General features: G+C 64.2%; 10 protein-coding genes. 6 read left to right on the top strand and 4 right to left on the bottom strand.

What is annotated here, in order from left to right; genetic code table 11:
- The first annotated feature begins 389 nt into the window (after positions 1-389).
- Positions 390-1,127 carry a YceI family protein gene (locus ACQ4WQ_RS05230; RefSeq protein ID WP_436495136.1) on the top strand — a complete coding sequence of 246 codons (738 nt, stop codon included), beginning with the start codon at positions 390-392 and terminating at the stop codon, positions 1,125-1,127.
- Here the strand turns inward: ACQ4WQ_RS05230 and ACQ4WQ_RS05225 are convergent.
- Positions 1,090-1,719 (bottom strand): LysE family translocator, encoded by a 630-nt coding sequence (locus ACQ4WQ_RS05225; protein WP_326456293.1) that lies wholly within the window; start codon positions 1,717-1,719, stop codon positions 1,090-1,092. The two genes, ACQ4WQ_RS05230 and ACQ4WQ_RS05225, sit on opposite strands and share 38 nt — an antisense overlap.
- Positions 1,720-1,958: 239 nt before the next feature.
- On the opposite strand from ACQ4WQ_RS05225, the gene ACQ4WQ_RS05220 reads away from it, so the two are divergent.
- Positions 1,959-4,775, top strand: coding sequence for a hybrid sensor histidine kinase/response regulator (locus ACQ4WQ_RS05220; protein WP_436495134.1), 2,817 nt, complete (start codon positions 1,959-1,961; stop codon positions 4,773-4,775).
- Here ACQ4WQ_RS05220 and ACQ4WQ_RS05215 read toward each other — a convergent pair.
- Both ACQ4WQ_RS05215 and ACQ4WQ_RS05210 read right to left on the bottom strand, forming a co-directional pair.
- Positions 4,760-5,671, bottom strand: a complete 912-nt coding sequence (locus ACQ4WQ_RS05215; protein WP_436495132.1) for an alpha/beta hydrolase — start codon at positions 5,669-5,671, stop codon at positions 4,760-4,762. The two genes, ACQ4WQ_RS05220 and ACQ4WQ_RS05215, sit on opposite strands and share 16 nt — an antisense overlap.
- A 2-nt stretch (positions 5,672-5,673) precedes the next feature.
- A complete protein-coding gene (locus tag ACQ4WQ_RS05210; RefSeq protein WP_436495130.1) occupies positions 5,674-8,811 on the bottom strand; it encodes an NAD(P)-binding protein in 3,138 nt (1,045 codons plus the stop codon).
- Between the two features lie 202 nt (positions 8,812-9,013).
- On the opposite strand from ACQ4WQ_RS05210, the gene ACQ4WQ_RS05205 reads away from it, so the two are divergent.
- Entirely contained in the window at positions 9,014-9,562 is a 549-nt protein-coding gene (locus ACQ4WQ_RS05205) for a phosphohydrolase (protein ID WP_436495128.1), read from the top strand.
- Positions 9,563-9,902: 340 nt separating this feature from the next.
- On the top strand, positions 9,903-10,502 hold the full coding sequence (locus ACQ4WQ_RS05200) for a response regulator (RefSeq protein WP_240453406.1): 600 nt from the start codon (positions 9,903-9,905) through the stop codon (positions 10,500-10,502).
- A gap of 416 nt (positions 10,503-10,918) precedes the next feature.
- Here the strand turns inward: ACQ4WQ_RS05200 and ACQ4WQ_RS05195 are convergent, their stop codons facing one another.
- Positions 10,919-11,140: a hypothetical protein gene (locus tag ACQ4WQ_RS05195; RefSeq protein ID WP_121669973.1), complete on the bottom strand. Its 222-nt coding sequence runs from the start codon at positions 11,138-11,140 to the stop codon at positions 10,919-10,921.
- Between the two features lie 219 nt (positions 11,141-11,359).
- Between ACQ4WQ_RS05195 and ACQ4WQ_RS05190 the strand changes: the two genes are divergently transcribed.
- Both ACQ4WQ_RS05190 and ACQ4WQ_RS05185 read left to right on the top strand, forming a co-directional pair.
- Positions 11,360-11,947 carry a chromate transporter gene (locus ACQ4WQ_RS05190; RefSeq protein ID WP_436495125.1) on the top strand — a complete coding sequence of 196 codons (588 nt, stop codon included), beginning with the start codon at positions 11,360-11,362 and terminating at the stop codon, positions 11,945-11,947.
- Positions 11,944-12,528, top strand: coding sequence for a chromate transporter (locus ACQ4WQ_RS05185; protein ID WP_436495123.1), 585 nt, complete (start codon positions 11,944-11,946; stop codon positions 12,526-12,528). Before ACQ4WQ_RS05190 ends, ACQ4WQ_RS05185 begins: the two co-directional genes overlap by 4 nt.
- Positions 12,529-12,573: the final 45 nt, after the last annotated feature.

The following is a 12,573-nucleotide window of genomic DNA, read 5'->3' as shown; positions in this document are numbered from 1 at the left end:
TCTTCTATCGCATACTGATTAGCTGCACATAATATTTAAATTATCATTTACATAATCATGCGAAACTATCAAACACATAGTTTGTTTTTTAAAAGAAATTATTAATGCTCATTATCAGCATTTATTTCAGCATGCCTTTTCATTTCATGGCCAGCGCTCGCGCAATGCGATTTTTTGCTGCAGCATATTGATTTTCCAGTGCCTGCCATTAATACCAATTTCCTGCCATTCACGTGTTCCGTCCTGCAAGACATGGCGTGCGGCACCATGAATTGGTCTTGCAAAAGCGAGGGCGCACGCGAACTGACTATCGCGCCGGTGCCCGGATCGCTTACCATCGCCCCATTGCGCCCCGCGCCATCGCCATCCCTTTGCAAGAGGAGTCCTCATTGACGCCACACGCCCACCGCCGCACGCTGCTGGCCTGCGCCTGCGCCTTGCTCGCGGCCTGCACCCCGTTCGCTCCGCCACCCGCCGCCCCGCTCCCCGCCGCGCCAGTAGCGGCGCCAGCCATGCCCGCGCCCGCGTGGCAGCGGCAAGGCGTGCAGCTGCTGCACATCGTGCCCGACGAGTCCCTGCTGACCATCACCGTGCGCCGTGGCGGCGCGCTGGCGCGGCTCGGGCATGACCATGTGGTGGCCAGCCATACCCTGCAGGGCGTGGTGGCGCCCGCGCCGGGACGCGCGCAGTTCCGCTTCCGGCTCGACGAGATGCGTGTGGATGAAGAAAGCCTGCGCCAGGCGGCGGGCCTGACGACGACGCCGTCGGCCGATGCCATCGCCGGCACGCGCCACAACATGCTGGGACGCGTGCTCGAGGCGGAACGCTATCCGTGGGTCAGCATCGAGGCGCGCCGCACGGGCGACAAGCAGGTGTTTGATGCGGACATCACCCTGCATGGCGTGACGCGCACGGTGCAGTTGCCGGTGCGCGTCGAGCAAGCGGCCGATGGGCGCCGCCTGCAGGCCAGCGGCAGCCTGCTGCTGAAACAGAGCGACTTCGGCATCGTGCCGTTCGCCATCCTGGGCGGCGCCATGGCCGTGCAGGACCAGATGGAACTGGCGTTCCGCATCACCGCCCGGCAGGACGTCAGCGCGCCAGGATCAGGCGCAAGCCCAGGCCGATGAAGATGGTGCCGGCCACGCGGTCGAGCCACAGGCCGGCGCGCGGGCGGCGGTTCAGCCACAGGCCGACGGCGCCGGAAAAATAGCCGAGCAGGCCGAACAGCACGCACGCCTGCGCCGTGAAGACCAGGCCCAGCTGCGCCGTCTGCCAGCTGGCACTGCCCTGGCCCGCGACGATGAACTGCGGCAGGAACGACAGGAAAAACAGCACGACTTTCGGATTGATACTGTTGGCAAACAGTCCCTTGCCGAACAGGCGCAGCAAGGATTCGTCGGGCAAGGCGGCCGCGCCATCGACCCTGGCGCCGCCACGGCTGCGCAGGGCGCCGATGCCCAGCCACACGAGGTACAGCCCGCCGGCCACTTTCAGCGCCGTAAAGGCCGTGGGCGAAGCGGCCAGCAGGGCCGACACGCCGATGGTCGCCAGCACGGTGTGCGTGAGGCAGCCGAGGGCGCAGCCCAGGCCGAACGCCATGCCCTGGCGGCGCCCGCGCGACATGCCCACGCCCAGCACCATCAGGTTGTCGGGGCCGGGACTGGCGGTGATCAAGACGGCGGCGGCCAGGAAGGCCAGGAACTGGTCGGGACTGAGCATGAAGATCTCGCGGGCAAAAGGCGCCATGATACCGGAGCGGGCGCCATGCGGGCAGGACATGAAATTGTCCGTGCGTCACCGAGAGTCGATTAAAATGAGGGCTCCACAGCAAACGGCGCTGCCGCCAGTTCCCGCGACCATCACCCAAGCCATCGATGCCAGTCCACCCGCCCCCCTCCCGCCACCGCGCTCGCGCTTTCAGCGCCCGCGTCAGCGCCTGGCTATGCGGCTGGCCGCTCGTGCTCGGCGTGCTCTTCGGCCTGCTGCTCCTGGCGGGCGCGGCGCAGGCGGCGCCCATGCCCCTGAGCAAGCAAGGCATCGCTCACCTGGGCAAGGGCGGACGACTATTTCTCGCTGAAAATGACGCCGCGCCTGCCGATGCCGCCGCCCTGCCCGCCTGGCTGGCGCGCCAGCGCCCGGCAGACCAGGTCGACCTGTTCGGCGGCGCCTACTGGCTGCATGCGCAGGTGCGCAACGACAGCAGCGAAACGGCCTGGGTCATCGACCCGAACGACACCCTGATCGACCTGGTCGACATCTACGTGTATGGCCCGGAGCCGCACGCGGCGGCGCAGACCTTGCTCACGGGCTACCAGCGCCCGCACGAGTATTTGCTGCACTACGGCATGAACGTGCTGCTGGCGCCGGGCGCCACGTATGACATCCTGATCCGCTTTTCCAGCCCCTACTACGCGCGCGCGCCCCTGTTCGGCGTGCAGACGCAGCAGGCTTACCGCAAGCTGGTGGGCAAGGAAAACTTCCTGATGGTGGCGTCGATCGGCGCCCTGCTGGCGCTGGGCCTGTTCAATTTCTTCATCTTTTCCATCACCCTGGAAAAGGCGTCGGCTTATTACGCGCTGTACGTGCTGACCTATGGCCTGGCCTGGGCCATGACCTTCCACGTCTTTGCCGACCTGTTCGACTGGCACCAGCTGCAGCTGCACTACGTGCCGTTTTTCCTGCTGCCCGTCTTCAGCACCCTGTTCTACATGCATTTCCTGCGCCTGCGCGACTACTCTCTGCTGCTGTACCGCCTCAGCAAGGTCAACCTGGCGCTGCCCCTGCTGCTCCTGCCCAGCTGCTTTTTCGCCCTGTCGTATGCGCACACGCTGGCCACCATCGCCATCAGCATCTGGATGCTGCTGGCGCTGGTCTGCGGCATCGTCGTCTGGCGCCGCGGCTACCAGCCGGCGCGCTTCTTCGTGCTGGCCTTCGTCGCGCTGATGCTGCCCGGCTTTCTGATCCTGCCGGCCAACCTGGGCCTGATGCCGGCCATGGTGGCCAACGCCCAGCTGGTGACCCTGCTGGGCGGCACCTTCGACGGCCTGCTGCTGGCCTTTGCCCTGGCTGACCAGATCCGCCTGCTGCGCAACAACCTGGAACAGCGCGTGCAGGAACGCACCCTGGCGCTCACCCTCAGCAACGACGCCCTGCTGAAGGCCAAGGAGCACGCGGAAGTGGTCAGCCGCCACCGCATCGATTTTCTGTCCGCCATGAGCCACGACATCCGCACGCCGCTGGCCGGCGTGATCGGCATGCTGAAATTCGCCCTGCGCGACCAGTCCGTCAAGGGCCGCACGCAGGAATACCTGCGCATCGGCCTGCACAATGGCGTGTCGCTCCTGACCATCCTCAATGACATCCTCGACTTTTCCAAGATCGACGCGGGCAAGCTGACCCTGGAAACGGTGGACTTCGACCTGCTGGCGCTGATCGGCGACGCGGCCGGCATCGTGCAGGGCCAGGCCGACGCCAAGAGCCTGCTGCTGCGCCGCGAACTTGCGCTGGACCTGCCCCGCTACGTGCGCGCCGATCCCACGCGCCTGCGGCAAATCCTCATCAACCTGCTGGGCAACGCGCTGAAATTCACGGCCAATGGCGAGGTGCTGCTGGAAGTGCGGCGCGCCCGCACGCCGCCGCGCGGCGATGGCCGCAGCGACATCGAATTCATCATCAGCGATACGGGCCCCGGCATCGACGCGGACACCTTGCCGCGCCTGTTCCAGAAATTCGAGCAGGCCGACCACTCCACCACGCGCCGCTACGGCGGCACGGGCCTGGGCCTGGCCATCTGCAAGGAACTGGTCGAACTGATGCAAGGCACGATCGGCGTGGAAAGCCGGGTCGGCATCGGCTCGCGCTTCCATTTCACCTTGCCGCTGACGCCCGGCAGCGCGCCGGCGGCCGATGCGCGCCGGCCGGTGCGCCAGGCGCGCCATGCCTGCCGCCTGCGCATCCTGTGCGCCGAAGACGTGCGCACCAACCAGATCATCATCGGCACTCTGCTCGAAAGCATGGGCCATGACGTGACCATCGTGGAAAACGGCGAACAGGCGCTGCGCGCGCTGGGATCGGGCCCCTACGACTGCGTGCTGATGGATGGCCGCATGCCGGAAATGGATGGCGAACAGGCCGCGCGCCTGATCCGCGACGGCGGCAATGCCCAATTCCCCATTCCCGACGCGCACATCCCCATCCTCGCGCTGACGGCCAACGCCAGCGAACATGACCGGCAACGCTACCTGGCCGCCGGCATGGACGACTTCCTCAGCAAGCCCGTCGACGAAACGCTGCTGTTCGAGAAAATCGACGCCATCATCGACCTGCTGCTGGCGCGCGGTCACGCGCTGCCGCAGGCCGCGCCCATCGACGACGACACCCTGGCGCGCCAGTTCGGCCTGGCCGACGACGCGCAGGCGCAAACGCCGGCACCGCCCGATCCCATGACGGCGCCCGTGCACATCCTGCCGCTGGCAGGCCTGTCGCCGCAGCACTTGCAGCGCATCGCGCAAGCGTTCTTGACGGAAGCGCCGCGGCGCCTGGACCTGGCTTGCCACGCCGTGCGCGATGGCAATGCCAGCGCCGCGGCCGCCGCCTTCCACGCCTTGAAAGGCAGCGCCGGCTACCTGAGCCGCCCCACCCTGCACGGCCTGTGCCACCAGATGGAAACCCTGGCCTCGAACGGCCAGCTCGATAACGTGGAGCAATTCCTGCCGCAGCTGCAGACGGCGCTGGACGTGGCGCGGCGCGACCTGGAAAATCAACCGGGAGCTTGAGGCATCCAGCCATGCGATTGCAGCCACGCCATCAGCAGTTGCGGCCACGCGGCCGGCTCGCTGCCCGGCTTGCCCAGGCCCCAGCCATGGCCGCCGCGCCGGAACTGGTGCAATTCAACAGGCACGCCCGCGCGGCGCAAGGCCGCCGCCATCAATGTACTGTTCTCGGGCGGAGAAATGGGATCGTCCAGTGCCTGCGCGATGAAGGCGGGCGGCGTGCGCGCATCGACCTGCCATTCCACCGACAGCGCATCGCGCGCCGCCTGCGTGGGGTGGCTTCCCAGCAGCTCTTTCTTCGCATGCGTCGTATCGAACGGCGGCTGCATGGTGAGCACGGGGTATAGCAGCACGACGAAATCGGGCCGCGCGGAGACGCCATCGATCGCATCGACGGGCACATACAGGGCGGCGTCCGGCTGCACGGCCGTCATGCCGGCCAAGTGCGCGCCGGCGGAAAAACCGAGCATGCCGATGCGCGCCGGGTCGATGCCCCACTCGGCGGCGCGCGCGCGGATCACGCGCATGGCCCGCTGGCCATCCTGGAACGGCGCGCTGGCGCCACCGCCTTCCTGCGGCAGACGGTACACGAGTTCAAACGCCGTGACGCCCTGCGTTTGCAGCCAGGCGGCGGCGGGGCCGCTTTCCTTGCCCGCCTCGATATGCGCATAGCCGCCGCCGCTGACCAGCAGGATCGCCGTGCCGTCCGGCCGCGCCGGCCGGTGCGCGATCAGGTAAGGCTGCGCCACCTGCGTGATGGAGCCCTTGGCGCTGTCGCGCTCCGGACCCGGCGCCGCGCCGCCGGGCGGCGCGCCCGGCCACAGCACAATGGCGCCCGGCGGCGCGGCGCCCGCGTGCAGGTGGATCAGGACAAGGCACAGCAGCATCAGGCCTCGCATGCCTAAAAATCCGTCTCGCCCTGGATCACGGCCGGATAGCCCGTCATGGCGCGCGAGGTCTGCATGCCGGCCATCACGGCCGCCTCCACGCAGCCCGCGTTCAAGCCCGTCCTGATCCAGTCGCCCGTGAGGAACAGGTTGCTGAAGCCCGACTGGTCGGTCGCCAGCCGGTACTGCGTGCTGCCCACCACCGACATCACGTAGCGCTCGGACGGGTCGACGTTGGCGCGCCAGTACTGGCTGTCGAAGCGCGCCGGCCCCGTACCCTCCTTCGCATCGACCAGCCATTGCCACGGGAACGCGCCGGGCGCGCCTGCCTCGGGCCACAGCGCGCCGATTTCGCGTTCCAGCTGGTGCTGCGCGCCCTGTTTCGCCCTGTCCGCGCAGCGGGCGGGAAAAGCCGTGTCGGTGACGGGCGGGTAGCTGTCGACGGGGAAGGCGCTGCAAAAATACGAGACATTTTTCGGTTCCAGCCCCGCCGGCCAGTCTTCGTGCGCCAATAACTGGTCCATCGGCGCCCACGTGTCGTACGGCTCCGTGAAGGCCGACAGCACCGGTTGCTGGCCCTTCGGCTGCGTGGTCCAGCCCATCTGAGACAAATCCTTGTTGAGCCACACCTGGTAAGCCTGCGTGGCCACCGTTTTCACCTTGTCGGCCGCCAGTTGCAGAGCAGGGCTTTGCGCCAGCAGTTGCGGGCACAGGGCTTGCAGCGAGCCGATGGAAATGCCGAACACCACCTTGTCGAAATCGACGCCCTTCTTCAATACCGTGGCGGGCAGCGCGCGGCCGAACGCCTGCGCATACTGCTGCGGCCAGTCGCTCCAGTACGATTCCAGGTTGACTTCCTGCGCCTGCAGCAGCGCCGCCTGGGCCGGTTCGATCTGCGCGTAATCGGGCGCGCTGGGCCAGCACGCGAGGCCTTTGACGTCCACCAGCGGCGCATAGCCGGCGGCCGGGTCCTTCAATTGCACCTGCTGCGTGATGCGGATGCTGTCGATGTCGCCCGCGCCCGGCACCAGTTCTTCCACGCGCTGGAAGAACCTGAATTCCACGCCGCGCTTGCGCAGCACTTCGTACAGCGGCGTGAAGATGGTGTCGCCCATGCCGGCCTGCATCTTGAACATGATGCCGCCCTTGTAGGCCAGGCCGATGCGCGCCATCGAGCGCAGCAAGGTGCCCGCCTCGATGTTCGGCTTGGAAAAATCGCCGCCCTCGTAGGCGAACACCAGGTCGTAAAAGCCGCGCACGGGCGCCGAATTGACGCTGAACTGCTCGTCGCCGCCATGCTTGCGCAGCCAGGCACGGAAATCGATGTCGTTGATGACGTCAAAGCCGTTCTTGAACACGCCATCCTCGAACATGCCCTTCATGACCGTGATGCCCAGGTCCAGGCAAGTGAACAGGCGGCGCAATTCATCATCGCCATCGATCAGGGCGCGGTAGCGCAGGCGCAGCCAGGCGCGGATGCCGTTCAAGGTGCTGGCCAGCAGCTGGTGGCGGGCCTGGTCGTGGCGCGTGGAGTCCGGCGCCAGGTCGGTCACCAGGGCCACCAGCGCGCCCACGGACAGGCCCACGTCGAGCCCCAGTTCATCGGCCTGGCCCACCACTTCGTCGGCCAGGCGGCGCAGCCAGCCCGGCCATACACCCTCGCCCTGCGATGCGCTGGCACGCACGATGCGCGCATCGGCGTCCGCCACCTGGCGGATCTGGCGTATCCACTGCTCGATCCAGCCCACCATGGCGATGGCCATCTGCCACAGCGTGACGTCTTCGCCGCCCTCGCCCGGTTCGCCCGGCAAGGTGGGAAAGATGATGGACCAGTTGCGCCATTGTCCCTTGACGTCTTCCGACAGGGCCACGTAATCGTGTTGTTTAAAAGCGTCGCGCCAGGTGGCCAGCGGTGCGCCGGGCGGGCGTTCCAGGCTGGCGTAGGCTTCCTTGATCATCCTGAAGGCGTTCGCGTAGAAGCCGAACCAGATGTGCAGGCCATGCTCCTCGATGCGCTGGCCCGCCTGCGCATTGCGCCCGCTGGCGCCCTTGCCGCCCAGGCGCCAGCCCAGCTGGTAGACGGTGATGGCGTGCCGGTTTTGCCAGCCCGGCTGGTTCGTCAGATAATACGCGGTGGTCATGGCCGCCACGCCGCCGCCAAGGATGGCGATCTTTTCCGGCGCGATGCGGGAATTGTCGATCAGTTCCTCGCCCGGCATGGCCGTGAAGTCGAAGTTCACATTGAAGGGCAAAATGGCCGCCTGCGGTCCCAGCTGCAAGCCCAGGGTCTGGTCCAGCGGGAAGCTGTCGAAGGCGTGCACCGTGCATTCGTATTCATAGCCGAGCAGGCGCGCGCTGTGCAGGCGGTTGATCTCGGCGGGTGCGGCCACCAGGGCCTGGTACACGGCTTTCACGCCCGCGCTGTCGGGAAATTGCTTGAGGAATATCTGGTCGATGCGCGGGTTGCGCAGCAGCGACAGGATGTCGGCCCAGCCGGCCTGGTCCATGTCGAAAAAGTCGGGAATGGACAGGAAAATCTGGAATGCCTGCTCGATGAGTTCCAGGAAACTGTTGACGGTTTTGTGCGGCCCCGTCTGCACGGTGGCGTTGACTTCCAGCAACGGGTGCAGGGCCAGTTTCGTTTCCGGCGAAAAATGCTGGAAACCCTTGGCGGCGACGGAACAGCGCAGCGGTTCGCTGCCGGCGGCGGGAATCTCGTAGTCGCACAGGTATTTCGGATAACCGAACAGTTCGCGCCCGTTGATCAGGGCCATGGCGTCATCGACGAAGATGTGGCACGGATACCAGTAGATATGCGCGAGCTTGCCGTGTTCATCCATCTGGCCGACCATGATCCAGGTGACGATGTCGACTTCCGTGATCCAGCCCTTGGCCTGGTCGACGGGATTGGCCGAGTCCGCATGGTTGACGCGCGTAAACGTCAACATCACATACGGCGACAGCGCTTTCAATGTCATCTTGCTGCCCGCCACCTGGTTCAGCGTGGTATTCACGGTGGCCTGCAGCTTGGCCAGGTCGCCCCTGACGAAATAGCCGTACATTTCCGACTGTTTCAATTGCAGCGGCGAGTGCATCATCACCGAACCGCCCTGATAGATATACGAAGGTCTTGCCGAAGGTATCGCCGTCATTGCCCTGCCCCTAAATGAAGTTTCAGACAAACAAGATTGCTATAGTGTATTTGAGAAAGAACAATGAATGATATGAAATAAATTAAAGGCTTTGCCAAGATGCATAGGCTCAGCGGGGAAAGCCGCTTGTGCACGGCAGCCGGGGCAAGCGCCTGCCATCGGGTGTACGATGAAGTATCTTGAGCGTTCCGAGCACCATGCCATGGCAATGATTACCACCGACTACGTTTCCACCTATTCAGGCAACCGTTTTTATCCCTTGCGCCCGCATATCGACAAGGTAGCCATTGAAGACATTGCCCACGGCCTCGCGTACCAGTGCCGCTTCAATGGACAGACGCAGGTGTTTTACTCGGTCGCCCAGCACAGCCTGATCGTTGCCGAACTGGTGCCGCCCCATTTGCGCCTGGCCGCCCTGCTGCACGACGCGGCCGAAGCCTACCTGGGCGACATGGTGAAGCCCTTGAAAGTGTTGCTGCCGGAATTTGCCATGCTGGAAGACAAGGTCAGCGCCATCATCGCCGCCACGTATGGGCTGGATTTTTCCGATTACGCGCCGATCAAGCGGGCCGACCTGATCGCGCTGGCCACGGAAAAGCGCGACCTGATGCCGCACTCGGCCGAACGCTGGGCTTACCTTGACGGCATCGCCCCCCTGCCCGGTATAATCGAGGCCATGGGCCCGGCCGAAGCCAAGCAGCGCTTCCTGCATGCCTTTGCCCGGCTGAGCGGGCTCGGGCTGGCCGCATGACCGGGCGCTAAGCCCCTGTTTTTGCACGGCTTTTTCAGATATCCACAGCAACTGTGGATAAAGTTGTTGATAAGCCCCTCTTGACAAGCCGCAACACCAGTATTGATGCGGGTTTCAACAATTTGCTGATTTCACAGGCAATTTTTTACCCCAATGAAATCAATGACTTGCAATCACGAATTTGCGCTCGAGCAAAGTTACTTCGCCACCATGAAAATATATTTTGCTGTGCATAAGCAATCTAGGCGCCAGGCCGTCTTGCTTGAACAGCATTGTTTTGACAAACCCCGTAGACTGGCATAGTGTGGAGTGGCAAGCACGATCAACGGTGGATAAACGCATGAACATGGATAGCGACAGCGCCGCAAAGGGGGCGGACGAACCGGACTGGCTGGTCGATGAGCCGCTGGCACGGGCAGACGCGGCGGCAGAGCCTGCCACCGCGGCGCCATGGCGCGTGCTGATCGTCGATGACGATGTCGACGTGCACGTGGTGACCAAGTTCGCCCTCAGCCAGGCCAGCTTCCAGGGCCGCAGGCTGAGCTTTTTGCACGCGTATTCGGGCGCCGAGGCGCTGGCCTTGCTGCGCGGCACACAAGATATCGCCGTGGTGCTGCTCGATGTGATCATGGAAACCCAGGATGCCGGGCTGCAAGTGGCGCGCCAGATCCGCGAAGAGCTGCACAACAGTGCCGTACGCATCATCCTGCGCACGGGCCAGCCGGGCCAGGCGCTGGAACACCGCATCATCATCGATTACGATATCAACGATTTCTGGTGCAAGACCGACCTCACCACGCGCAAGTTGTTTACCACCGTGATCGCCTCGCTGCGCACCTACGCCACCCTGCGCGAAGCGGAGCAGCAAGTCGCCGAACTGGCAGCCGCCCTGGCCCAGTGCGGCGAGACGCCAGCGGCGCCGGCCGGCGGCACGCCCTGAACGCGGCCGCTACTTTCAGTCATAAAAACAAGAGCACTGGATAGGCATACAGGCTTGTGCCATGCCCCGTTTTGGCCCATCTTACGCGCCCATGGCAGGCGCTGGCCCGTCCCATTTTCCTAAGTGGCGGATTGTTAAGCGCTTTTTCAGATATCCACACGGACTGTGGATATCTTTGTGGATAAGGGCCTATTGACAGCCTTCAAAGCCACAGCCCGTGCGGCTTTCAATAAACTGCTCAATCAAACAGCAAAAATAAAATCCATTAAAATCAAATACTTAGAAACTCACACATAATCACAAGAAAATTATTTCGCCAATTTCGTTAGCTCATCATTTGTGCATAACTGAGCCGTAATGAACAATCCGACAACACCGGACTGACGCTGCCGGCAACACAGTTGCCGCGAGGATACTCAGTGCACGGCCTGGCGGCGCTGCTCCGGATGCAGCAGCACGCGCTCGATCAGTTCAGGGGCGACATTGTATGACTTCAGGTATTCCAGCGCGCACAAGGTACTGAAGGCAGCCTGCACGGCGATGCCCAGATCGACGATATCGGACATCTTCTGATCGACCCGCGTATGCAGCATCACGGTTTTGACGGGCATATGCAGCGTTTCTGTGGAATGAGGCATGATAAGCAACTCCTGCGAAGGGGACGGAGGGATGAGAGGGCGTAGCGGGGCGAACCACGCCAGCGCGGACAGGGACAGCGGTCATGTTGCCGCTAAAAGTATTGCCGATAAACTCTCGATGTCAATGGCAGGGAAACATGAGCCACGGTTTTTTTCTTGCAGGCACAAGCAGAGCCGAAAGCAATGGACAAGCGTAATCGGCCACGGCGATAATCAGCCATGCCCTCGCCTTCCACGCCCCAGCCCGACCAGCCCCGTCCCCAGCCAGCCTCGCTTGCCGACCTGTTCTTCTCGTTCACCTGGCTGGCCCTGCAAGGCTTTGGCGGCGTGCTGGCCGTGATCCAGCGCGAAATGGTGGAGCGCAAGCGCTGGCTGACGCAGGAGGAATTCCTCGAGGACTGGGCCGTGGCGCAAATCATGCCCGGGCCGAATGTCGTCAACCTGTCGCTGATGGTGGGCGGGCGCTATTTCGGCTTGAAAGGCGCGCTGACGGCGCTGGCCGGCATGCTGGCCGTGCCCCTCGTCATCGTCCTGCTGCTGGGCGTGCTGTACACGCGCTTTGGCGACAACCCGCAGATGGCGGGCGCCCTGCGCGGCATGGCGGCCGTCTCGGCCGGCATGATCGCCGCCACGGGCGTGAAGCTGGCCACCGCACTGGCCAGGCATCCGCTGCCCCTGTGGCTGACCTTGTCCATCACCGTGCTGGGCGTGCTGATGGTGGCGATCTTCCGCTGGCCCCTGCTGTACATCCTGCTGGGCCTGGGCGGCATCGGCTGCCTGCTGACGTACCGGAAGCTGCCCGCATGACGCCGCCATTGCAACTGGCCTTGAGCGCGAGCGACTGGCTGAACCTGTTCGGCCACTACCTGATGCTGTCGCTGATGTCGATCGGCGGCGCCATTTCCACCACGTCCGAAATGCACCGCTTCCTCGTCGAACAGCATGGCTGGCTGACGCAGGCGCAATTCAACGAGTCGATCGCCATCGCGCAAGCCGCGCCCGGCCCCAACGTCCTGTTCGTCGCCCTGATGGGCTGGAACGTGGGCATGAATGCGGGCAGCTACACGGCCGCATATCTCGGCGTGTTCATCACGATGGTGGGCATCATGCTGCCCAGCACCACCCTCACCTACGTGGCGGCCCAGTGGGGCTACCGCAACCGCGACCTGCGCCCCGTGCGCGCCTTCAAGCAGGGCATGGCGCCCATCGTCGTCGCCCTCCTGATTTCCACGGGCATGATACTGGGCGGCGCCAACCATGACATCCGCACGGACTGGCCCCTGTGGAGCCTGTCCATCGTGGCCGGCCTGATCATCTGGCGCACGAAGATCCATTTACTGTGGCTGCTGGCGGCCGGCGCCGTACTGGGGTGGCTGCAACTGGTATGACCCGGCAAACGCAGGCAGGCAGTTTCATCTTATTGAAAGGTGGCA

The organism is Janthinobacterium goodfellowi (genome assembly GCF_051380695.1).
Lineage (GTDB): Bacteria > Pseudomonadota > Gammaproteobacteria > Burkholderiales > Burkholderiaceae_D > Janthinobacterium.
The sequence above is the reverse complement of the archived record's forward strand: the minus strand, read 5'-3'. Positions and strand labels throughout refer to the sequence as shown.